Below are 25,435 nucleotides of genomic sequence, written 5' to 3'. Positions count from 1 at the left end.
ACACTTAATTAAATAGTTACTAGAAGCGTAAAAAACGAGTATGGAATCGTAAACATTTCCTACTCGTTTTTTTAGCGCAAAGTTTAAGTTTTTCTAATTTATTTTTTAATACATACTAATTTCATTTCTGTCATTTCTTCTATTGCATATTTAATTCCTTCGCGCCCCGTGCCACTTTCTTTCACACCACCATAAGGCATATGATCTACTCTGAACGTTGGAATATCATTAATCATGACACCACCAACCTCTAACTCATCGATTGCACGCATTGCTTTAAATAAATTATTTGTAAATACTCCTGCCTGTAAGCCGTAACGCGAATTATTTACTTGCTCAATCGCTTCATCAAATTCTTTAAATGTATTTACTGTCATGAGTGGACCGAATACTTCTTGGCACTGCACAGATACATGATTTGGAACATTTGTTAATACAGTCGGTTCAAAAATTCTTGCATCCCGCTTCTTACCACCGTGTAAAATAGTTGCTCCTTCCTTGATTGCTTCTTGAACCCACATATCAATTCGCTCTACATCTTTTTTTGAAATTAAAGCTGATACATCCGTTTCTTCAAGCAGTGGATCACCAACAACTACTGATTCCATCGCTTTCTTTAGCTTCGAAAGAAATTCATGCATTTTCGTTTCATGTACAAAAACACGTTGTACGGAAATACAAACTTGCCCATTATTAACAAATGCTCCCCATTTTACACGTTCAATGATTTCATCTGTTAACTCTACATCTTCATCAATTATAACAGCAGCATTTGATCCTAGTTCTAACGTAACTCGTTTTAACCCAGCCTTTTGTTTTATTCCGATTCCAACTTTTGGACTTCCGGTAAAAGTAATAGAAGCAACATAATCATTTTTAACGATTGCCTCACCCACCGTGGAGCCAGGACCAGAAATGATATTTAAAGCTCCATTTGGCAATCCTGCCTCTTCAAATAACTCAACTAATGCATAAGATGATAATGGCGTTTGATCAGCTGGCTTTAACACAACTGTATTTCCGGCAGCAATTGCAGGTCCAACTTTATGCGCAACTAAATTTAATGGGAAATTAAATGGTGTAATAGCCCCTATTACACCAATCGGCTTTCGGATTGTATATGCAATACGCCCATCCGCACCAGGTGCGGCGTCTAATGGCAATGTCTCACCATATATACGCTTCGCTTCTTCAGCTGCAAATTTGTATGTTTGAACAGTACGATCCACTTCTCCCCTAGCAGCACGTATTGGTTTTGCAGCTTCTTTTGCAATAATCTCTGCAAATTCTTCTCTTCTTTCATCCATTTTTTGTGCAACCTTCTCTAAAATAATCGCACGATCATATGCGGATAATTTATTCATTTTTGTCATTGCATTTTTTGCAGCAATAACAGCCTCTTTTACATCTTCTTCCGTTCCTTGTGCAATTTCTGCTAATATTTCTTCAGAATATGGTGCGTATAATGGTTTATACGTGTTTACAGATTTCCAATCTCCATTTATATATAAATGCTTTTTCATACTTCTTCTCCTTCCAAATATATGTATACAACAATAATTCACCTAGTGAAAGGTCTGGCTTATGTCATTGTATCATAGCCCCTATCCCTCAAAAAACATTATGCTCAAAAAAACTCTGCTATTTAGCAGAGTTTACGAGCTAATTTGCTCTTGTAATGAAATTTGTTTTTCATCTTCTAAAATAACAATCGATTCTACTATCTTTGTAACTTCCAATCTTTTTATATAGTGTCCATCTAATTCTTTCACACAAAACTTATAATTTTCAATTTCAATGGAATCCTCTTCAGCAATCTCTATATTCTTCGTTAAAATCCAACCACCAATTGTATCAACACCATCATCATCAATCCCTAAACCAAATAACGTATTCACTTCACTAACAAGTACTTTTCCCTCTAGTATCGTCTTCGTTTCACTAACTTGTTGAATTTCTGGCTGCTCATCCGTATCAAACTCATCCTGAATATCTCCAACAATTTCTTCCAGAATATCTTCAACAGTAACAAGTCCAGATGTCCCACCATATTCATCTATCAATATAGCAATATGTGTTCTTTCTTTTTGCATTTTTAAAAACAAATCATGAATTGGGATAGAATCGATAACTAAAATAATTGGTCTCATATATTGCTCTACTGTCTTTTTATTAACAGCTTTATGTTGTACAAACTCAGTAAAAATATCTTTAAAATTCACAAAACCTATTACGTGGTCTTTATCGCCATCAACAACTGGATACCTTGTATATTTTTCACGAGACATTTTTTGCAAAGCTTCTTCAGCAGGCATTTCTTTACTTATAATATTCATTTCGGTTCGAGGTACCATTATTTCTTTTGCAATCCGATCATCAAATTCAAAAATTTTATTTACATATTTATATTCAGATTGATTAATTTCACCATTTTTATAACTCTCTGAAACTAACAACCGTAATTCTTCTTCTGAATGAACCTCATCATGCCCCTTCGGCGGTTTCAACCCTAGCAGCTTCGTAATGATTCGAGCTGAACCATTTAATATCCAAATAAATGGGAATGCAATACGATAAAAGAAAATTAACGGCTTAGAAACAAGCAAACTTACTTGTTCAGATTTTTGAATTGCAAATGTTTTTGGGGCCAATTCCCCTATTACAACATGTAAAAAAGTAATTAAAAAAAATACTAAAATTACAGCAAAAATGTCTGTTAGTTGAGTAGAGATATTCCAATTTGCAAAAAGCGTATCAAACATTTGCTTTAACGCAGGTTTACCAAACCACCCAATTCCTAAAGCTGTAACAGTAATTCCTAGCTGACAAGCAGATAAATATTCGTCTAAGTTTGTAATGACTGTTTTGACCGATGTTGCACGATTATTTCCTTCTGCAATTAAATAGTCAATTCGTGAACTTCTCACTTTAACAATTGCAAATTCTGCTGCAACGAAAAATGCCGTTAAGGCAATTAAAACAATCACTATACTTATACTATATATGTCCAAATACTTTTCCTTACTTACATTGTAAGCAAGGAAGCCACCTCCTACTTAATTATATTCAAGTGAAGTAAGCATTCTAATACTCTAACAAAATTCTACATTAGCAACCACCTTTTTATATATTATATGCATACATAAAAAAGATATTTATCATTATGATAATCTAATTCATTTACACTCGTCAAATTATTCTAAATGTTACGATAAAACATTTTTATTTAAACGAACTATTCTTCTCAACTCAATTTCGTGAAAAAACACTTTCTTTGCCGATTCCACACTTCTTTTGTCGCACTAGAAGGGAACTTACTTCATAGCTCGAAATCATTCAACAGGATATATATAGGAGGGATTATTTTGGAATATAAAACACCATTTATCGCAAAAAAATTAGGTGTTAGCCCAAAGGCTGTTGTCCGGATCGCGCAACAATTAAATCTTACGATAGAAAAAAACAAATATGGCCACTTTATTTTCACACAAGATGATGTCGATCAAATGTTAGAACACCATCTATTTCAAATAGAGCAGTCTCAAAATCCTCAACCTACTCAAAAGGCTTCCTCAAATGAGGTTGAAGAATTAAAAACTCAAGTCAATACAATTGTTCAAAACATATCATCGAATGATTTTGAGCAATTAGCTAATCAATTAAACACTATTACAAGAAGGCTCGATCGAATGGAAGAACAAATGCAAGATAAGGCAAATGATGTCGTCACGTACCAACTTTTACAACACCGTCGTGAAATGGAGGAAATGTTAGAGCGAATTCAAAAGTTAGAAGCTGCGCTAACGAAAGAAGAACCCATTTATATTACTCCTGATTCAAAACCAACATACGAACGCGAAAGGAAACCGAAGCGCCGCAAAATGATTTTTAGTATATTTGGATTATAATTTTTAGACCCTTATTAAAATAATAAGGGTCTTTTTTAATGAAGAGTTATATCTTATAAAAATATTATTCTCTTTATTATACATATTCACTTCGTTTTATTTCGTTAACATAATATTTTTACTGTATTCTGCAATTAATGCCTGTGCATGAGCATTCCCTTGAATCACATCACGAAATTCTTTTAAAGAATACAAATGCGTAACCCCTTTTCGAGCATGAATTCTTACTGGTACACCTTGTAAAGTATCATGAAACTGAAATGGATTATCTATCGGTTCAATTGGAAAACCGAGTGTAAGTAAATACATATACATTCTTTTTGTCACTGCTGCAATGTACCATTCAGCTTTTGTTTCTAACGCATGTATAAATAAAATAGCTGTTAACCTTTTGAAATGTCCTCTCCCACGAGATGTTTTCGAAATACTTAACTTGCCTATTTCATACACATTCTTCAAATCTTTTACTAAATCATTTTTAGAAAACGGATAGAAAAACTCAGAATTTGATTGTTCAGGTACCGTATACTTAATACATTCTACTGTACCAATAGGATGTTCATCTTCTATTAATAAAAATCGTGATGGATTTAAATTACGTTCTACAAACATTAAGTTTCTTTCTTCACAAAAATCTCCCCATAGTTGCTCGAACCCAAAATGTTCTTCCTTTGTTTGAACACGCTGGAACATATTTAACCGCCTTTCCCATCGCCGCTCTGTTTTTGATAACGCTTTCACTATCTATCATATAAGAACAAATCTTCGTATGCAACTAAAAATATTTATGACTTATTATATTCTGCAAAGTGAATTAGATTCCAATTTAATCGACTTTTATCCCGCGCTCACATTCCTTTTAATAACACATTCGTATCACTTTTCAAACCTAAATTACATTATGTTTCTTTCCATACAGCATATAATTCTTCTTAATCTAAAAAAATCCTTTATGAAAAAGGATTTCTTTTACTTCTGAATGCTTTTTAACCATTTTTCAAAAATTTGTACCATCCCATGTTTTCCAGCTAATTTCTCTTCCCCTTGTTTCGTCTTATATGGATATAACTGCAAGAAAACACCGCATCCAGACTCAATTTTTTTACTATGCATATGGCTTCCTGGATATACACAAATGACTTCATAAATTGACCTTCGATAATAGACTCGCTTTCCATCCTGTTCTTCTACATACTTTATAGACCAGTACTTATACATTTGCTCAGTTGCTTTTGTATTTCCGACATGCTGAAAAATATTGTACATTGGACTGTATTTCACTTCAATAATAATAGAAGATTTATATACGTAGTTCCCATCTTCTTTTACATAACAGTCTAAGCGAATATCTGGCTTCTTCGTATCCTCACCATTGTAAAAATTACTACCTTTACTTAATGCAATAAGAGGATGTGTTTCAATTAAATCATTAAATGCGACATGCACCTTTATATCATCTCGTTCTAAAACTACTGTCGTTCCATCTTGTAATCCATCTACATAAAAATGTTCTTGTATTTGTTCACGAATTGAGTTTCTAGCCTCAAAACCAATTTGCTCTAAAATTGAAATAACGATAAAAAAAGCGTAATATTCATACACTAAAAACGTTGGCTTATAAACAAATAATAACGATGGAGATTGATCCGTATATTGCGGGAGTACTTCTAAATGATGTAGTAATTGTTGATGTGGTATCGGTAAATCATGTAAGTTCATGTTACTTGTTTCAGTAACTTCCCTCCAAAACGAAGAGTGCATTAACATTTGAAAGTATTGTACATTTTCATGCACGATATGCGCCAATATTTTATATTCTTGTATTTTCATTGAGCTCTTTCGTAAATCGGCTTCTTTTAGTAAATGTATATTTTTATATTTTTGCTTCTCTCTATCGGTTACCGATCCATTTCGCTCAATTGTTTGTATAATCGTTTTTACGGCTTGAAACTCTTCTGATTTTTTCTTTTTTTCTCTTTCTAAGATTTCAATTGTTTGACGTAAAAAACTTTTAGCTTCAATTAAATAATGATAAAATTGCATCGATTTATATTTAAGAAATGCATTTTCCTTACTATTTTTTTGTTCCATAAACTTACGATTATAATGTTTGGCATAAGGTTTTCTTTCTGCCACTATAGTTCCTCTTCTTGTTGGCTTTCGCTCTTTTCCTTCCCATTTATATGCATTTATAAATTTTGAACTTGATTCTATTTTCTTAAAGATTTGCTTTATCATTTTCATTTTTTGGGGTAACTTTCTAAGCAACACTAAATAAGAAGAATCCTCAATATCGCTAAGTGCAGAGAAAGTCTTTTTATAATAACCTCTATCCAAAATCAACTCATTTAAAATTGACTTCACATAGTCTTGAATCATTTCAAATTGATCATCAAAAAAGTTTTTCGGTACGATTTGAAAAGCGCCATAATACGTTGTATCTTCTATGCGCACTTCAAAATGGTATATACCGCAGCGCCATGGATAAAAGAATTCTGTTTTCCCATGTTCATATATTAATACTCTTTGTTTTTTTTCATTTATTTCATATTGAGCCTCTTTTATATTTTTCTGTCCCTCATATACTTTATTCCATATAAAAGTAATATTCATTGGGATTTCATAATTATACTGCAATCTAATTGGTTTTAATTCTTGTACTTTATAAATACATTGAACCAATGCTGTAGTAGATGTACAAAGACGATTTAATAAAATATAATCTCCTTTCCCCTCATTTCCAATGATTAACTTTAATACAAAAGGGAGCGTTTCATTCGTATCAACGATTTTTGTTTCGTAACGCCCTTCATTTTGCATATCCATACAGCTCCAGTTCCCTACGTTTTTCTCGTATATATGCTAAAGAATGTTCAAATGTAGATACTCTGTTTGCAAGTGCAGATTGCAAAAGAGGTACTAAGGTCGCTCCCCTTTTTGCTTCTTCAGAAAGTAAAGACCCAACCATCATTTCGGTCCCTCTGATTTTCGTTAATACACGCTGCTTTATTTGTAAATCAAACCCCTCTTCTCTACTGATCATATAGGTATGGTTATTTTGGAACGGTATGTTTTGCAAATAAGTCGCAATTGCATTTGCACATCGGAAAGAAATTCCCTTAGACGCATCATGTGATGACAATACGACATGCAACTTATCTAATAGCTCTAATTCTTCTTCAGAAAACACTTCAATCATCGCTTTATTTCTCATCCAATTTATCCGAAATTCTCCCGCTGTTACTTTCAAAGGTGGGTGTAATACGACTTTCCCCTGTTCCATGCCCATCTCACAAAACGGAATTTTCTGTAACGTTATTAGGTTCGTTCGGTCTAATAATCGATCGGAGAGCTCTTTCGTTGTTTCATCAAAATTCACAGTACCTACAAATATAATATTTTCTCCAATTTCAATTGTTGATGGAATTGAATTCTCAATGTCCTGAACACCCTCATACAAGTTTAAAATACGATTTTTTGTTTCAAGTTGAAGAACAGAGAGAAATGGAGTAAACCAATGCTCAATATGAGACATGTTCATTTCATCAAAAACGATTATATACAGTTGATTTTGATTTTCTTTCGCCTTCATTAACGTCCTAACTAACTTCGTTTCACTTTCAATAAAAGTACCATTCGGATGAAGGTAACCAAGTAAATCATGTGGTTCTTGATACGATGGCGAAATTGGAATCCAAACCAATTCCTCCCCATACTGTAACCCTAATGCTTCTGCATAAGTTTGCACAAAACGTGATTTCCCAACGCCCGGTATACCACCAAGAATCGTTAACATATTTGTTTTTACACTTATATGGAAATTATAAATATCCGTTTCATCCAAATATAGCCCTTTATTATGCACCATACTTTGTACATACTGTAAAAAGGACGATTCACGCTCATCCCATTCCCATTCCTCTTTTTGCACTTTTATATCCTCTACTTCAACTATCTTACCTTCTTCATGCATTCGTTTTTTTAATTGCTCATACACATGATCACTTACAAAATATAATTGATCTTCTACCGCTATTTCTACATACTTCGTCCAGTCACTGCAGTTTATATATTTACATTCCCGTTTCTGTTCAAAATATGCGATTGAGCTAATTGATGACTTTAAGGATATGTTTCCGTACAGTCTTCCATCATGCCACAATAATTCGGGAGGCTCAAAGTCTTTCGGAAATTTTGGCATAAGAAATGATAAATAACCGTTGCTAAGTTTTCGTTCTAAAGACTCTCTTTTTTTATTATTTGTAACTTTAGGTGCCGGAATCATTTTATAGCTGCTTGCTATTTCTTTCGGTTCTTCTGTACATATTAACTCCACGTATACATTTCCTCTTTCATAATAAAGACGAAACATCACTAATTGCTTTTCTAATTTCCTCTTCTTTAATTCCGAAAAGATTTTTTCATTCTTTTTATTACTACATACCCCTTCAAATACATATGGTTCATTTGCAAATTGTTCCTGTAAAGTGAATGGTATTGGCGATAAGCATTGTACAAAGAAATTCTCTCCACTCTTCTCTTTCTCAGCTTTTGTAAATTTCCCTAAAAATCTCATATAGTACATTCGTTTTATAAAACTTGGCTGAAGAGCTTTATGTAATCTCACCTTAGTCACCTTCTTTTTTCATACTATTCTTAGTGTATGAAAGAAACGAAAAACTAGAAATAAAAAACCTGACGTTATCCGCCAGGTTCAAAATTAAAACGTATATTAATGAGAAGGAAATGCTTTTTTCTCTTGTAAAATTGCATTATGAGCAATTTTCATTTTAGCAAGTACGTAACGTAATCGATCTTCAGCATTTTCATCTTTACTTTTTTGTAATTCCGCCAAATTTCCAACAGAACTTGCTAAATTTTCAATGACTCCTCTCAATTCAGGATGATGATTAAAAAAAGATTCTTGCACTAATACTTTCCTTAACTCACTAGCTAAATCAATTATTCTAGACAACTGTTCTTTTTCTTCCATTCTCATCCCTCCTGAATATCTTATGTAGTAAATATTCTCTAAACAAAGAAAAAAGCCCTTTAAATAAAAAGGACTTTTTACATTTTTATATTTCCAGTTAATAACATATACAGTGATGTGATAGCCGCAACAATAATTGCCCACATCACATATCTCTCTGCACCTGCAAAACAACGGTTCCCTTGTTCTTTTCTTGCAAACGTGTAAACAATAATTCCAATTCCATACACAATTGAAACGAGTAGTAAATTCTTTAAACCAGCTGCATAAAGAAGCCATACAGAGTAAATCGAAGCAATTAAAGCTAACGCTCCATTTTTTAATTTAGCGTCTTTTAGCTCGTTTGTAATGACTAATTTTAATTGGAATAACGCTGATAATAAATATGGTAATAAAATTGATGTTGATGCAATAAAATACATAATTTGATATGTTGATTCTGAAAACAGAACAATGATAAATATAATTTGGGCAACACCATTTGAAATCCATAATGCCATGTGCGGTGTTTGCTTTTTATTTGTTTTCGTAAAGACTTTTGGAAATACGCCATCTTTTCCTGCTACATGAGAAATTTCAGAAACAAGTAAAAACCAGCCAATTAATGTACCGACAAGTGAAGCAACTAACCCGATGTTAATCGCAACTGCCCCCCATGGACCAACAACATGCTCTAATACATGTCCCATTGACGGAGTTTCTAACACAGAAAGTTCGCCTCTTGTCATAGCTCCCATTGATAGGACAGAAATTAAAATATAAATGGACATTACTAAAATAAGCCCCATTACTGTTGCCTTACCAACGTCTCGGCTATTTTTCGCTCTTCCAGATAATACAACCGCTCCTTCAACTCCAATGAAAACCCAAAGTGTTACAAGCATTGTATTTTTCACTTGACCAAGTATAGCGGAAACTGAGATTGTTCCTTCCCCCCAAAAATCATGTGTAAATGTGTCCCAGCGAAATGCTGTTACCATTACTGCGATAAATAGTACGATTGGAACTAACTTTCCTATTGTTGCGATAACATTCATAATAGAAGCTTCACGAATTCCAAATAAAATTAGAAAGTGAAGTGTCCATAATAAAAGTGATGCCCCAACGATTGACGCAACATTATTTCCTCCTTTAAAAATTGGGAAGAAATAACCTAATGTACTAAACAGTAACATAATTGTTGCGACATTACCTAAGATTCCTGCTAGCCAATATCCCCAAGCACTATTAAACCCAATATATTCACCGAAACCAGCACGTGCATAACTATAAATTCCACCTTCAAGTTCCGGTTTTTGTCTTGCTAACGTTTGATATACGAGCGCAAGTGGAATCATTCCCATCGCTGTAATACACCAGCCAATTATTATTGCGCCACTGTTTGCTCCTACTGCTAAATCATGCGGTAAACTAAAAACACCGCCACCAACCATCGTTCCAACTACTAATGCGATTAATGGAAAGAACCCTAATTTCTTTTCTATTTGTACCACCCCATCTGTCATTCTAGGTGTTATGTTCGTTCAACTATTAAAGTCACCTTTTTCTCTAATAGACGTTTCTCTTATATTTTTTCAGGAAAACATTACTTATTCTAAAAGAAAATGAACAAAAATGGAATACTTTTTTGAAAAAATGTATAAGTATGCACAAAAAAACCGCTCATTTTGTAATGAACGGTCATTTCAAACATATAAATTTGTATATTTCTTGTAAATTTAACGAAGTAAATTCTCTTTTTGTAAAAATTGTTTTGCGACTTCTTCACTACTTTTACCATTCACATTAACTTCATAATTCATTTTTCGCATTTCTTCATCTGTAATCTTTCCAGATAATTTATTTAATACCTTTTCAAGTTCAGGATATTTCTGTAACGTTTCTTTTCTTAATAATGGTGCTCCTTGATAAGGTGGGAATAACCCTTTATCATCTTTTAGCACTTTTAGTCCGTATTGCTCCAATTCACTATCTGTTGAATATGCATCAATTACGTTAACATCTCCAGATTGAATTGCGCTATAACGCAGCTTCGGCTCCATCGTTTTAACATTCGAGAACTTATAGTTATATAATTTTTGCATTCCTTTATAACCATCTTCACGATCAGCAAATTCCAATGTAAATCCTACTTTGGCTTCCTGCGCAACATTCCCTAAATCAGAAATAGTATTTATATTCTTTTGATCTGCTATTTTTTTCGGCATGGCTAGTGCATATGTATTGTTATACTCCATTGGCATCAACATAATCATATTATATTTCTTTTCCAGTCCAACGCGAGCCTGCTCATATACTTCATCACGATTTGTACTCTTTGGTTCTTCTTTCACGAAAGTAGATAGCGCTGTTCCTGAAAATTCTGGGTACACATCTACTTCACCTGATTTCAACGCTTCAAATACAAATGCTGTTTTCCCAAGACCTGGTTTTAATTGTACGTGTAAATCGGTATCTTGTTCAATAAGCTGCTTATACATTTGAATTAAAATTTCAGGTTCTGATCCAAGTTTGCCCGCAATAACAATATCTTTCTTTTCTGTACTCCAAAGAAATGGAGAAGCAATCATTACTACAACTATACATATCGTCAATATAACACGCTTAGAAGAGCGTTTCGGTCGTTCAAGTATGCGAAGTACTATATCAAAGAATAAAGCGAGTAACGCGGCTGGTACGGCCCCTAAAATGATAAGTGCATGATCATTTCGATCTATACCTAATAATATAAGCTTACCTAGCCCACCAGCACCAATGAGAGCTGCTAATGTAGCCGTTCCAACAATTAATACCATCGCTGTACGAATACCGGCCATAATGATAGGCAATGCAATAGGAAGTTCTACCTTCCACAACCTTCTCCAACTATTCATCCCCATAGCTCTCGCGGCTTCTATTAGTGATTCATCTAATTCCCTTATTCCTGTATATGTATTTCGTAAAATAGGTAATAGTGCATACACAACTAATGCGATAATCGCTGGAAGTTTTCCGATTCCTACTAACGGAATTAATAGTCCAAGTAATGCAAGTGATGGCACTGTCTGCATTACCGCAGAAGTTCCTATTATAAATTCAGCCATTCGTTCTTTTCTTGTTAATAAAATGCCAAGTGGCACCGCTATAATTACTGCAAAAAATAATGAAATAAGCGATATTTGTAAATGCTCACTTAATGCAGTTAGTAATTCTATTTTTCGTTCTTGGAACGTTTGTATAAAATTAGTCACTGTTTAACCTCTTTCCTTCATTTGTTCAACAATGTAATTGACAATATGACGACTTGTTAACGCTCCAATATATTGACCGTTTTCTTCAACTGGAACGACCTCCTCGTCACGCACACGAACTAGCGCTTCTTCTAAAGAAGAATGTAATGATAGTGCCTGCCCTTCTAATTGCACACTTTGATCAAGCGGCAATACATCTGCTACACTTTTCTCCTCATACCAAGTTCGTCCACGATTTCCAATGAACTCCTCTACAAATTCATTTTTCGGATTATGTATAATTCCTTCTGGTGTATCTAGTTGAACAACTTTTCCTTCTTTCATAATACAAATGCGATCTCCAAGTGATAATGCTTCTTGCATATCATGTGTTACGAACACGATTGTTTTTTGAATCTTTTTTTGCAACTGTACAATATCCTTCTGAAGCTGTTCCCTACTTAATGGATCTAACGCACTAAATGGTTCATCCATAAGAACGATTTTCGGGTTTGCGGCTAATGCTCGCACGACACCGACACGTTGTTTTTGTCCTCCTGACAATTCATCAGGCATACGATCTCGATATATATCCGGATCTAATCCAACCATATGTAACAAGTCATCGACGCGTGCTTTTATTTCCTTTTTGCTCCATTGCCTCATTTCAGGAACAACTGCAATATTTTCAGCGATTGTCATATGAGGAAACAAAGCAATCTGTTGCAACACGTATCCTATATCCCAACGTAATTCGTTTATATTATATTGTTGAATATCTTTTCCATCGATTAAAATCGACCCTTCAGTCGTTTCGATTAAACGATTAATCATCTTCATTGTCGTTGTTTTCCCGCAACCACTCGGACCGATGAGAACGAAAAATTCTCCCTTTTTAATTTCTAAATGCAATGAATCCACTGCTTTCGTGCCATCTTCATACGATTTTGACACATGATTAAATTGAATCACAAATACAACTCCTTTACTGTTGTTTCCTTTATTTTGATGGAATATGGCATTCATTTCAAATGATACGCTTTTAAATTAAAAAAGAGCTCGCATTTGAGCTCTAACGATCGAACAATATTGTTTTCATAATAGCAGCATATTCGCGAACATACATTTTTCTCTTAGAACGAATTGGTGTTTCAGCAGCTAGTGCCTCCATCTTCATGCCTAAACGCTTTGCAATTATTTTCGTTCGATATAAATGATACGTATTACTTACAACTACCGCATGTTTCACATTATATAAATCCATACTAAACTTTAAGTTTTCATACGTATTTGTAGATTGATCTTCTATTAAAATACGACTCTCATCTATACCATGTACCATTAAATAGTTTCTCATGCTGTGAGCTTCCGATATATCTTCATCTTCTCCTTGACCACCTGAAACAATTACTTTCGCTTCAGGATGGGAAAATAAATACTCCAACGCTACATCCAAACGATTTTGAAGAGATAAAGACGGTCTATCTCCAAATAACTTTGCACCCAGTATAAGAACGTACGGAGAGTGATAGCTCAACTTTTCACGAGCAACTTTGTTCATTCGAAAGGTCATATAAATGATGTATAGTGGCGGTAATAATAAAATCATAAGAAAGATCCATTTGTTCATAAATAAGTATTCACTCCCTTTCTTGTTATTATATAGAAAAAGAAAGGGATGCAGAAGTGTTTTTTCAAACGATTGATTTATTAGAAACATGCGCCGCTACTTTACGTTGTGATAGTACATAATAAATAGCGATTCCTAATGAGAAGATCAATATGCAGCTTAATACGTAAAACGGCAGCATGACTCCAACTTTAGATACACCCGCTGTAAACAACATTAATAATAAAATTCGTATTCCAGTACCAATTAGGCGAAATAAGCTGTCTACACGTCCCATTACTTCATTTGGAATTTCCTCCATCATCAATACATTTCTCGCCACTCTTGTACCCGCATTTCCAACTGCATGAAAAATTGCAAGTCCATATAAGAAAATTACGGAAGGTTCAATACTCATTGCGGTAATTGAAATTACATAAATGAACATCGTCATAACGATTGAAACTTCTGTTTTTACATATTTCATTATGAGTGGAATACAGATTCCTGCAACAACCGCTCCAACACCGTACATCATCCCCTCTATTGCGTATACAGAGGCATTGGCTTTAAGTATATCCGAAATATAAACTGGTATTAAATAATTTGCCATCATAACACCTATAAAAGGCATATAAGTGGCCAGTAAGAACCAAAAGAGCTTAGGACGTTTTTTCATAAAGTGAATTCCTTCAAATAATTGCTTCTTAAATGTTATTTTTCTTTTCACTTCTTTTTTCTTTACGTACGGTATACATAAGAAAAGAAAAAATGCTCCAGCAAAAGTTAACATGTCTACTAACAAAATCCACTTCAAAGATACAATTTCAATTAAGAAGCTCGCGGCCGCTCCAGAAATAACTTGTGTTAACTGTCCTTGTATTTCCATCGTTCCACTTAAACTTTTATAATGTTCCGCTTGAAATATCTCTTGGTTGAACGCAAATATTGTAGGATAAAATAATAAATAGTAGAATGATCCGGCTATATAAATAAGAATATAGTGAATAGAATGATAAGGTTGCCCAGCAAATCCCCATATAAACATTATTCCAATTACAGCTATTCCGATTCCTTCGTTACATAGCAATAAAGATTTTCTTGAAAAACGATCAATACTTTGCCCAATGAATGGTGTTAATAAAAACATAATGAGGGTTGCAATGATAGAAACATAACCAAATGTTGTCTCTCCTCCACTCTCTTTAATTAACAGCCATGGAATCGTTATCATAACAATTCCGGAACCAATAGCAGATAGACTATTGGCCCCTAGAATGTAATACAAGCGAGAATCATGATAAAGGGAGGACATATCACTCCACTCCTAGTTGCTTTTTCACCTCTTTATATACGCTCATATATGCTTTTAACTCTTTAACTACATCATGAATTAATGGTTTCGCATCTTCCCCAAGTTCCCCATCTTGCACATGTAATCCATCAAGCACAACTTGTTTTGGAATTGCATTTGCATAAACACCTCTAGCGACCGTTCGCATGCTGTTTAATGCATTTATTCCACCTTTACCGCCACCAGCAACCGCTAACAACGCAACTGGTTTATGAATAAATTCACTACTACTTAAGTAATCTAAAGAGTTTTTCAGCGCACCGCTCATCGCATTATGATATTCTGGTGTACATAATACAACCCCATCCGCAGCTTTCACTAACATTTTTAATTTTTTTACTGCCTCTAAATCACGTTGTGACTCTTCTCCATTGTATAAAGGTAACTCCTCGATTGCTAAATCATATAATTCCCCTTCAAATTGATCCGCAATATATTTTGCCACCACGCGAGTTCTGCCAAATTTTCTTGGTGTACCGTTAATAACGACTAGTTTCATGATTATTTCTCCCCTTTGTTTTTAAGTTCTACTTATATATTATCAGAAATTTCTATACAAAATACAATATAAAGAGTTAACTTGTTTCATAAAATAGTATGATAAACAAAAAAGAACTCATACTTTCGTATGAGTTTCGTATAATTACTTTGTTTCATCTCTCAAACTCAATGTACCTAAACTTTCATTTGCTTCAAAATGATTATATGCTTTTTCCGCTAATTTTTTCCGTTCTTCTGGTAATTCTATATATTTCATTACGTTTTCAATTATTTTTTCGTACGGAGTAAATACAATTCCCGGCCACTCTACCTCATCTTCTGGATTACTATTTTCGGAAATAATAAATTTTTTATTTGCGACTGCATAAGACACGCGAGGTGTTTCAAGAATTCCTGATAAGTAAAAATGAATATTTAATATAATTTTAGCTCTAGCAATCAATTCATTTCTAACAATTCCCCACGCATTATTTTTAAAAACTATATTTAAATTCGGGGCAATCGCTTTTAGATGATCAAAAATAGCTTGCCGCCTCGGATTAAGGGCACCTATAAACAGAATATCAATATCTTCAGTAATCTCATCTTCAAATGCATCTTTTTTTATTTCCAAAGTTGGAGCATAGTTCATTTCTACATGTTTTATTTCTTTTCCTACCCCTTTTTGTTTTAGCCATTCTATATTTTGTTTACTATAATCCCAAATCACTCTATCTTTTAATAATATTAAATAAAGGGGGTGCGCATATGGACTTCCTTCGTATAGCTGTTCTAAATTATAAATAATTGCATCTTTCGGAAGAAGATTCGGGTTATATGCGTATGTATGTGCTCCAAAAACAACTGTATTCTTTACATTTTCCAGTATTGTTTCTGATATAATTACTGTATTTCCCTCCTGCTCCAACCGCCACTTTAAAGCTCGCGCAACATCTATGAAACTACCGTATGTCTTTGGACATATAAAAAGACAATAATCATATTCTTTATTCAAATAAGCTTCCATTAATTTTAAATTATTTTTATATAAATCTACATCCGGATGTTTAAGTGCTAACTCATTTGCATGTTTTCTTGCTACTTTATATAATCCAGCATAATAAGCAGCGATGCATCTTCTTAATTCGATTCTTTCACGATGTTCATCTAATACATCCATGTTTAAAAGAAGATTTGCGATACAATACGCTTTTAAATGATCACGATCATAATAATAGTCTAGTAGTGGCATCAATTCTTCATACGTATTTCCATGCACCGATTCTCCTAGTTCAATCGCCCATCGCATTAATTCCATGATTACTCCACTACTCCTTTAACCGAAAATGTATTTAATAAAATTTCGCATTATTCTCTACTATATTTGCTATATGAAATGGAATCTCTTCTTTAATCGATTCCAAATACTTTTGCGACACGGCCCCTAAATGTTTTTTATGAGGTATATAGAAAGCACTAATAGAAATTTCATAGTCAAATAAGTAATCATACACATGATAATCTACAAATAGAAGATCATCCTTTGGAAAAGGAATTTCCTTCCCTTGCAGAGCATACATCAAAGCAATATTGTTTTGAGATCGTAATCGATACAACCTTGCAAGTTGGTATAATGGCTCAGCCCGAGTTGGTCTATATTCCCACGCTTTTTGAAAATAAAAAACAGCTAATGCTAAATATTGCTCTTCTTGCCCTTTAACATTTTCTTTTTCATCAGCATCTGTCACTTCATTTTGTTTATTTGCTGAACGATTTGCTAACTGCTCATAACAAAATCCTATTCGCAATAACGAATAGAATACCTCTTCAACCCATCCCCCTGCTTCCACTCGTTTTTTATACCATTTAATCGAATCTTCAAATTGACTTAAATGAAAATAAGTCTGGGCTAAATAAAATAAATATCTTATATGCAAATCTGGCGTTGTTTCTGGGTCATTTATTCCTTGTAACAACAACCTCTCATCTCTTTCAAATTTATCAGCTTTACTCCCCCCATCTCCGGGATCATTCACGACAAGAGTCTCTAACCGATCTACCCTCGTATTGTAATTCGCTCCAACTTTTGAACGATCTATATCCCAATACTCATGAGTAACACCGACAGATTTCCATGGTAAAGAAGCTTTTAATAGACGTGTAAGCCAATATTTAATATGAACATCATATTGCAATGTAAGATAATGATCTTCCGTTAAGCTCGTTTTATCGAAATTCGGATCAACCTCTAAAATCATATCCGCATCTAATATTAATAAATAATCCGCTTCTGGATATGTTTTTTGCGCTAATGAAACTGCTAAGCTTCTGTTATAACCAAAGTTTTTAAACGGCTCATGATGAACTGTCCCAGGTATCTCATTTTCCTTACACCAATTTCCAATAATTTCAGGCGTATTATCCGTCGATCCAGTATCACAAATAGAAACATAATCTACAATTGATTTTGTTGCATTTAAACATCTTTCCATAATTCTAGACTCATTTTTGACGATCATACAAAGACATAACTTTTTTTCTTCCTTTACAGACTTCACTTGCTCATTTCCCATTTAACCACCTCATATTTTATTAACACGCTCTTCTCATATGTAACAACATTTTTTAGCTATACTGATGACATAAGCACCCTTTTACTATTTATGAAAACTTCATTTTATTTATTCTTACTTTTATGTTGGGACATATTTCATGCTTCGCTTTATATTTGATACAATCAATATAAAAAAACATAATACGGGAATCCGTACATTTCAAAGTCTAAGAGGAGGTTATATTTTGTTGGATTACATTTGGCTAGATGACAAATCACCAATTTTAGAACAACTACCAAGAAACTTTAAATCTGCAGCTATATTGCTACATCCTTTTGTCCAAATGCCTTTAGGATGGGAAAAGTCTGTGAGAAAAAGACCATATGAGCACATCTATCCTAGCGCTGAAGAAATCATTCATAATGGGAAGTCCGTTTCTTGGAAGGAAATGATGTCTTGTAGTGGATTACATTCATACGCAGACCTAGCAATGGCCATGTTGACTTCCATTAGTGCCTTTTCAGAAGAATATAAAAGAGAGGATTTAGCTGAAAAGCTACATTCAAACTTAAAAAAAGATTTTTATTATCCAACAGAAGATTATACGTCTATATTTTTATTACACAAATTACTTAAACTCCTCGGTTCTAGAGGTGCAAGAAATCTATATTTCTCTGAACCAATTCTTGATACAAACGGATTATTACAGGTAAATAATACTACTCCATTAGATATTTGGGACATTAGCAATAATGAGTTAATTATTACTGGCGAAGACAATGAGTATGCGTTTATGAGTATATACGATTCCTTTACAACCTTATTATTAGCTAAAGAAGAAAATATAGAATATATTGTTCAATCAATGAATGTTGAAGCTGTCATTTGTGACAAAAAAACGATGATTGATTGGTATTTGTAAATTAGTAATTTCTTAAACTATAAAAAAGAAACTTGCGCTTATGCACAAGTTTCTTTTCAAAAACATCCTTATTTTTTTACAACTTCATGTCCACCGAACTGATTACGTAGTGCTGAAACTACTTTTCCATGGAATGTATCATCTTCCTGAGAACGATAGCGCATAAATAATGACATCGCGATTACTGGTGCCGCTGCTTGTAACTCAAGCGCAGTTTCAACAGTCCATTTCCCTTCTCCTGAAGAGTTCATTACACCTTTAATGCCATCAAGTTTAGGATCATCTGCAAATGCTTTTTCAGTTAAGTCCATTAACCAACCGCGGATTACTGATCCGTTCGCCCATACTTTTGCAACATCTTCATAATTGAAATCAAAGTCACTCTTATCTAGTACTTCAAATCCTTCAGCGATTGCTTGCATCATGCCGTACTCAATACCGTTATGAACCATTTTTAAGAAATGACCACTACCAACGCGGCCAGCATAAGAATAGCCATTTTCTACTGCTAAATCTTTAAATAAAGGTTCTAATTGGTCATAAATTTCTTTTTCTCCACCAACCATTAAACAAGCACCGTATCTAGCTCCTTCTACACCGCCAGATGTACCGATATCTACATAATGTAACCCAAAGCTTTTCGCTTCTTCAGCACGGCGTAACGTATCTTTATAGAATGAATTTCCGCCTTCAATAACGATATCACCTTCATCTAATAACGGATACACATCTTTTAATACTGACTCTACAACTTCTCCTGCAGGCACCATTACCCAGATCGTACGAGGAGCTTCTAATTCAGCGATCATTTCTTTTAATGTATGACGTGCAGTAATTCCTAGTTTTCCTGCCTTTTCTACAAGCTCTTTATTTACATCGTATACAACTACTTCATGCTTGTCTTCATGTAAGTGTTCAGCTAATGGGAATCCCATTTTTCCTAATCCAATTAAACCTAGTTTCATATTAATCAATCTCCCATTCTATACAAATATATTTAATATCGAAATTAATCCAAGTGCTACAACTGATAGTATAGTCTCCATTGCGGTCCATGTTAATAATGTTTCTTTCACAGTCATTCCGAAATATTCTTTAATCATCCAAAATCCCGAATCATTCACGTGTGATAAAATTAATGACCCTGCGCCTGTTGCAAGTGCTAGTAGTTCAACATTTACACCAGGTGTACTTGCTGCAATCGGTGCTACAATTCCAGCTGCTGTCATCATAGAAACAGTTGCCGATCCAGTTGCGATTCGGATTAGTGCCGCAATTCCCCACCCTAATAATATCGGTGAAATATGCGATTCTTTCGCCATATCTGCAATTGTCGTTCCAATTCCAGAATCTAATAGTACTTTATTAAATGCGCCGCCTGCACCAATCACTAACAATATGTTTGCAATTGGCCCAAGGCAATCATTTGTAAATTGTAATACTTTATCTTTAGAAAATCCTTTTGCATAACCAAGGCTAAAGAAAGAATAAATCGTTGCAATTAATAAAGCGACTATTGGATCTCCAATAAAGTGTAACACTTGTGCAAGTTGACTCGTTTTATGTAACGCTACTTCAGCAATGGATGCACCAAGCATAAGAAATACTGGAAGTAAAATAGCAAACAATGTATTTCCGAAGCTAGGAAGTTCTTTCTTCTTATCTCTTTCAATAAATTGCTCCGCTATATCTAATGGTACTTCCTTATGGATACGAGCACCAATCCATTTCCCGTAAAGTGGACCTGATATGATTGCAGTTGGAAATCCGACAATTAATGCATATAAAATTGTCTTCCCTACATCTGCTTTAAAAATACCAACTGCCGCCATTGCCGCTGGATGCGGTGGAACAAGTCCGTGTACGACTGACAGTCCTGCTACTAGCGGAATACCAATTGTAATAAGCGATACCCCAGTTTCTAACGCAATTGTAAATACTAACGGAATTAATAGTACAAATCCAACTTGGAAAAATACCGGAATCCCTACTAAAAATGCAACGAACATCATCGCCCAGTGAACTCGTTTCTTCCCAAAACGATTAATTAATGTGTTAGCGATACGTTCAGCACCACCAGATTCGGCCATCATTTTTCCAAGCATCGTTCCTAGTGCTAAAACTATTGCTAAAAATCCTAACGTATTACCAAGCCCTAGTTTAATAGAATCAATAATTCCTGGATCTTTTGGTGAAGTTCCAATTAAAGGCATTCCCATTGCTAATCCTACACCAATTGCTGTTAAAATTAATGCGACAAATGGATGCCATTTTACTACCGTAATAAGTAAAAGTAGTATGACAACTGCCGCTAGTACGATCCCAACTACCATTTCTCCCAATCCCCCTATTGTTTACGTTGGAAAGCAGCTATACAATCAAATTCTTCTTTCAAGCGATTGTAAAGTCGTTCATACATATAAAACATTTCTAAATATATAGCCGTATTTTCTTTATTCGGTACATGGTGATGAACAATATCAATCCAATCCTTTACCTCTTCAAGAGAATCAATTTTTCCTACAGCATATAAAGCAACTGCCGCTGCCCCAAGCGCAGATGCTTCATGACTTTCAGGTACAAGCAATTCTTTCCCCATCATATCGGACAACATTTGTCTCCAAAATGCAGATTTCGCAAACCCTCCTGAAACTCGTATTTCAGTAAGTGGCCCTGTACAATCTCTAATTGCGAGTGCTACTGAATATACACTCATACAAACACCTTCCATCACTGCACGTATAAAATGTTCTCGCTTATGTTGAAGATTGATTCCAAAGAATGTACCACGAGCATTTGCATTCCAGTAAGGTGCGCGTTCTCCAGATAAGAAAGGTAAGAACAATAGCCCATCCGCTCCAGCTGGTACGCTTCCTGCATATTTAATTAATAAATCATAAGGATCAATTCCGAGCTTTCTTGCTACTTCTTGCTCTGGACTACCAAATTCATCACGTAACCATCTCAGTAATATTCCGCCGTTATTCGTTGGACCACCGATTACCCAGTGCTCATCTGTTAATGCGTAACAAAACGTTCTCCCTTTCTCATCTGTATTTATATTTGATGAGATTGTTCGAACCGCACCACTCGTTCCAATGGTAATTGCAGCCGCACCCGGTGATATCGCCCCAACTCCTACATTTGCAAGAACCCCATCACTTGCTCCTATGACAATTGGTGTCTCTGCACTTATCCCCATCTTCTGTGCTAATTCTGGCTTCATACCTGATAAAATATATGTAGTTGGTACAGGGGTTGATAATTGTTCTGGTGACATATGTAACATAGTTAAAACATCTTCATCCCAGTTTAATGTTTCTAAATTAAATAACCCCGTAGCAGAAGCAATCGAATAATCAACTACGTAGCGTGAAAATAATTGGTAAATCACATACTCTTTAATGGAAATGAATTTATAAGCACTTGTATATAACTCTGGTTCCTCTTCTTTCATCCATAACAATTTAGAAAGTGGTGACATCGGATGAATTGGTGTACCTGTACGTCTATAAATTTCATGCCCATTCATTTGTTGTAATAATTTTTCTGATTGCTTCGTACTTCGATTATCTGCCCAAATGATAGAACGCGTTAATGGCGCACCATTTTCATCTACTGCAATTAATGCGTGCATAGCTGTACTAATACCGATTGAAGAAATATCTTCTGGTAATACATTACCCTTTTTGATGGCAACGCTTACACTTTTGTATACAGCGGCACATATTACATCAGGATCTTGCTCAGCCCATCCGACGTTCGGTTGAATAATTGGGTAATCGATTGCATGTGATGCAATGACTTTTCCTTTTTCTGTGAACACAACCGTTTTCGTACTTGTGGTACCGATATCAATCCCGATTACTCTCCCCCTTGTTTCCATGCGAATCTTCCCTTCATTTCTAGCAAAATACGATTTAGTAAACCGTTTACATGAATTAGTATATAAAATATTTTTTCATTTATCAAGTTATAAAAAGAAAATTTTTTTCATATAAAAAAATAAATCTACTCATTCCATTTCACTTATACACTAAATTTAGCTACTCCTTGCGGTAAAATTACGTTATATTCGTTACGCAATACACTCTTTCCTCTCATTAACAACACATACATAGTCCTCCATACGTTCTACTCATTTGCATGAAGAAAGAGTTGAAAAGCAATATTCATTTTTAGCGGTCACGTAATATCGCTATCAAGCCAAGAAAAGTAACTACCCGCAGAATGAAAATTCTGTGCATTTTGCTCTTGTTTATTGTTTTAAGTTCACTAGTCCTTTTGTCTTGATAAAAATAGAGCGCGGCCCCTACTATTACTTTTTTATCTTGTAAATATATCTTGCATACTATAAAATTCAACAGTATTTTTATTTTTCAGAAAAATAAAACAATAATATAGAATTTATTGTATAATGTTGTAAAAAGATGTCGGAGGGATTTAATGTTAAATACAATATCTCAATTCACAATTAAGCTTTCATCAATTCTTTTATCACTCTTACTATTATTAAATTTACCTTATTTATTTATCACTCAACAAGGATTTACCTTTCAACCAATTTATTTTTTTAATCAGATCGTTACCATGTTAAAACAGGTCTTCTCCCTTGAATCATTAGTGATTATAGGATCAGACCCGAAGTTTGGCCATTTCAAAAAAACACCATTATTTCCAACTGTTTTAGAACCTTACCTATATTCATTTACTATATTATTTTCAGCCTTTTTTCTTGCTCTCTTTTTATCATCTAGCATGGCATTTTTTTATTTTTTAGCAAAAGATTATATAAAAAAATGGATAAACCGAATTGTGTTCATACTAGAAGCTGTCCCTGATATGATGATGATGATTTGTTTGCAAATATTTTTCATATGGGTACTTCAGAAATTTGGGGAATCTCCTTTCAATATTATTTCTTTTAATGAAAATCGAGCTTATTTACTCCCTATTTTATCATTAGCTGTCTTACCTACATTACAAATGTTTCGGATGATGGTGTTATACATAAAAGAAGAACAAGGAAAACATTACGTAGAGGTTGCATATGGAAAAGGCCTTTCATCAAGTTATATATTATGCATTCATTTATTCAAAAATATATCTATCCACTTCTTCCACCATTTAAAAACGATTTTTGTTTTCTTACTTTCTAATTTATTCATTTTAGAATTTGTTTTTAATATGGAAGGCATTATTCAATTTTTATTTAATAAGGCGTTTGTTTCACCTCCAGCTACATTTATTATACTTGTTATGATTATTTTACCGTTTTACGCCATTTTCCAAATAATCTCATTCATGATGAATAGATGGAAAAAGCAATTGAAAGGAGTATCATTATGAAATCTATTTGGAAATCAAAACGCTTTTTAATCGGCTTTACTTATTTATTCATACTTATTTCAGCTAGTTTTATTTATAGTTGGTTCTTTAAAGATAACATCCCAAAACCTCCTCAGTTACTTTACAATGAAAATAACGAATTACTTGGAAAGGCTCCCTTTCCGCCATCGTTAATTCCACCTTTTGGATCTGATCGTTTTGGAGAGTCTGTTTTCTTACAAATTGTAGAAGGAGCAAAATTCACTATTTTATTAGCCGTGGCAATTAGCTTCTTTCGAATTTTATGCGGAACATGTATAGGAATCCTCTTAAGTTTATTTGCTCCAAAACTCAAGGGATTTTTCCAGTCATGCTCAGAAGTTTTTTATTATATTCCAACTCTATTTATCGCATTCATACTCATCACGCCCGTTAATATTGTAATCACATCAAATGCTGATGGGGTAGATCCAAATGTTTCATTTACGTTTTATCAAGTACTCGTACTTATTTTCGTCGCTCTACCTACACTTTCTTTATACATATCCTCAGAAGTTGATGAATTTATGAAACGAGATTACATCTTAAGTTCACAATTACTGGGTGCTAGCCGTTTTCATATTATCAAAAAACACTTACGAGTCTTATTACTTGACCGCTTATTTGTATTATTTATGGAACATATCGTCCAAACACTCATACTCGTTATCCATTTAGCGTTGCTTAACATTGTAATTGGCGGGATACAAATGCGTGAACTCTATGACGGAGTGCTCAAACCTGTTTCTCTATCTAATGATTGGGCAGGCCTTATTGGATTAAATCGTAATGAAATGAATCTTTCATGGTGGATTATTTTTTATACTCTCGCTTCATTCTTTATTACGATTCTATTTATTAAGCTTATGACCATCGGGATTCAAGATGCACTGAAAGCAAGAGATTCGCAAATTGCAGCAATTCAAACCGTTCCACATCATAAAAAATTTGTTAAACATAAAGATTCTTTTTCGTTTGCAAATAAAGTGAACCTTTAATCATTCCTCGTTAATCGGCATTGATATTAGTGGAATATAA

General features: G+C 34.1%; 21 protein-coding genes. 4 read left to right on the top strand and 17 right to left on the bottom strand.

Annotated elements, in window-relative coordinates:
* Positions 1-98: 98 nt before the first annotated feature.
* Together ACYFX0_RS13455 and ACYFX0_RS13450 are read right to left on the bottom strand one after the other, a co-directional pair.
* Positions 99-1,523, bottom strand: a complete 1,425-nt coding sequence (locus tag ACYFX0_RS13455) for an aldehyde dehydrogenase family protein (protein WP_000716437.1) — start codon at positions 1,521-1,523, stop codon at positions 99-101.
* Between the two features lie 132 nt (positions 1,524-1,655).
* Positions 1,656-3,011 (bottom strand): hemolysin family protein, encoded by a 1,356-nt coding sequence (locus ACYFX0_RS13450; protein WP_106081183.1) that lies wholly within the window; start codon positions 3,009-3,011, stop codon positions 1,656-1,658.
* A 354-nt stretch (positions 3,012-3,365) separates the two neighbouring features.
* Between ACYFX0_RS13450 and racA the strand changes: the two genes are divergently transcribed.
* Positions 3,366-3,908 carry a chromosome-anchoring protein RacA gene (gene racA, locus ACYFX0_RS13445; protein ID WP_106081184.1) on the top strand — a complete coding sequence of 181 codons (543 nt, stop codon included), beginning with the start codon at positions 3,366-3,368 and terminating at the stop codon, positions 3,906-3,908.
* Positions 3,909-4,004: 96 nt separating this feature from the next.
* Here the strand turns inward: racA and ACYFX0_RS13440 are convergent, their stop codons facing one another.
* The 12 genes from ACYFX0_RS13440 to ACYFX0_RS13385 form a co-directional block, all read right to left on the bottom strand.
* Positions 4,005-4,601, bottom strand: coding sequence for a hypothetical protein (locus ACYFX0_RS13440; protein WP_000487795.1), 597 nt, complete (start codon positions 4,599-4,601; stop codon positions 4,005-4,007).
* A 276-nt stretch (positions 4,602-4,877) separates the two neighbouring features.
* A complete protein-coding gene (locus ACYFX0_RS13435) occupies positions 4,878-6,728 on the bottom strand; it encodes a hypothetical protein (RefSeq protein WP_106081378.1) in 1,851 nt (616 codons plus the stop codon).
* Positions 6,718-8,535, bottom strand: coding sequence for an AAA family ATPase (locus tag ACYFX0_RS13430; RefSeq protein ID WP_001236574.1), 1,818 nt, complete (start codon positions 8,533-8,535; stop codon positions 6,718-6,720). The genes ACYFX0_RS13435 and ACYFX0_RS13430 overlap by 11 nt, the downstream gene beginning before the upstream one ends.
* A gap of 105 nt (positions 8,536-8,640) precedes the next feature.
* A complete protein-coding gene (locus ACYFX0_RS13425) occupies positions 8,641-8,901 on the bottom strand; it encodes a LemA domain protein (protein ID WP_106081185.1) in 261 nt (86 codons plus the stop codon).
* Between the two features lie 77 nt (positions 8,902-8,978).
* On the bottom strand, positions 8,979-10,406 hold the full coding sequence (locus tag ACYFX0_RS13420) for a basic amino acid/polyamine antiporter (protein ID WP_106081186.1): 1,428 nt from the start codon (positions 10,404-10,406) through the stop codon (positions 8,979-8,981).
* Positions 10,407-10,619: 213 nt separating this feature from the next.
* Positions 10,620-12,131 (bottom strand): ABC transporter permease/substrate-binding protein, encoded by a 1,512-nt coding sequence (locus ACYFX0_RS13415; RefSeq protein WP_106103310.1) that lies wholly within the window; start codon positions 12,129-12,131, stop codon positions 10,620-10,622.
* A 3-nt stretch (positions 12,132-12,134) separates the two neighbouring features.
* Positions 12,135-13,082, bottom strand: coding sequence for an ABC transporter ATP-binding protein (locus tag ACYFX0_RS13410; protein ID WP_000614075.1), 948 nt, complete (start codon positions 13,080-13,082; stop codon positions 12,135-12,137).
* Between the two features lie 100 nt (positions 13,083-13,182).
* On the bottom strand, positions 13,183-13,740 hold the full coding sequence (locus ACYFX0_RS13405; RefSeq protein ID WP_106081188.1) for a YdcF family protein: 558 nt from the start codon (positions 13,738-13,740) through the stop codon (positions 13,183-13,185).
* Between the two features lie 64 nt (positions 13,741-13,804).
* A complete protein-coding gene (locus ACYFX0_RS13400) occupies positions 13,805-15,034 on the bottom strand; it encodes an MFS transporter (protein ID WP_000097155.1) in 1,230 nt (409 codons plus the stop codon).
* 1 nt (position 15,035) lies between these two features.
* A complete protein-coding gene (locus ACYFX0_RS13395; RefSeq protein WP_000780353.1) occupies positions 15,036-15,572 on the bottom strand; it encodes an NADPH-dependent FMN reductase in 537 nt (178 codons plus the stop codon).
* Between the two features lie 144 nt (positions 15,573-15,716).
* On the bottom strand, positions 15,717-16,871 hold the full coding sequence (locus ACYFX0_RS13390) for a CgeB family protein (RefSeq protein WP_000422331.1): 1,155 nt from the start codon (positions 16,869-16,871) through the stop codon (positions 15,717-15,719).
* Between the two features lie 34 nt (positions 16,872-16,905).
* A complete protein-coding gene (locus tag ACYFX0_RS13385) occupies positions 16,906-18,126 on the bottom strand; it encodes a glycosyltransferase (RefSeq protein ID WP_000526233.1) in 1,221 nt (406 codons plus the stop codon).
* A 139-nt stretch (positions 18,127-18,265) separates the two neighbouring features.
* On the opposite strand from ACYFX0_RS13385, the gene ACYFX0_RS13380 reads away from it, so the two are divergent.
* On the top strand, positions 18,266-19,030 hold the full coding sequence (locus ACYFX0_RS13380; RefSeq protein WP_002082859.1) for a DUF2711 domain-containing protein: 765 nt from the start codon (positions 18,266-18,268) through the stop codon (positions 19,028-19,030).
* Between the two features lie 68 nt (positions 19,031-19,098).
* Here the strand turns inward: ACYFX0_RS13380 and gnd are convergent, their stop codons facing one another.
* From gnd to gntK, 3 genes are read right to left on the bottom strand one after another with little or no spacing between them, the layout of a single operon-like run.
* Positions 19,099-19,995 carry a phosphogluconate dehydrogenase (NAD(+)-dependent, decarboxylating) gene (gene gnd / locus ACYFX0_RS13375; RefSeq protein ID WP_000765981.1) on the bottom strand — a complete coding sequence of 299 codons (897 nt, stop codon included), beginning with the start codon at positions 19,993-19,995 and terminating at the stop codon, positions 19,099-19,101.
* 18 nt (positions 19,996-20,013) lie between these two features.
* The gene (locus tag ACYFX0_RS13370) at positions 20,014-21,363 is read right to left on the bottom strand and encodes a GntP family permease (protein WP_142398790.1); all 1,350 of its coding nucleotides are present in this window, start codon (positions 21,361-21,363) and stop codon (positions 20,014-20,016) included.
* A gap of 14 nt (positions 21,364-21,377) precedes the next feature.
* Positions 21,378-22,916, bottom strand: a complete 1,539-nt coding sequence (gntK, locus tag ACYFX0_RS13365) for a gluconokinase (protein WP_106081190.1) — start codon at positions 22,914-22,916, stop codon at positions 21,378-21,380.
* Between the two features lie 560 nt (positions 22,917-23,476).
* Between gntK and ACYFX0_RS13360 the strand changes: the two genes are divergently transcribed.
* Positions 23,477-24,379, top strand: a complete 903-nt coding sequence (locus ACYFX0_RS13360) for an ABC transporter permease subunit (RefSeq protein ID WP_106081191.1) — start codon at positions 23,477-23,479, stop codon at positions 24,377-24,379.
* Entirely contained in the window at positions 24,376-25,395 is a 1,020-nt protein-coding gene (locus ACYFX0_RS13355) for an ABC transporter permease (protein ID WP_142398789.1), read from the top strand. The genes ACYFX0_RS13360 and ACYFX0_RS13355 overlap by 4 nt, the downstream gene beginning before the upstream one ends.
* The last annotated feature ends 40 nt before the right edge of the window (positions 25,396-25,435 follow it).

This window comes from Bacillus sp. NEAU-Y102 (genome assembly GCF_054788175.1).
This window is presented reverse-complemented; position numbering and strand designations above follow the sequence as displayed.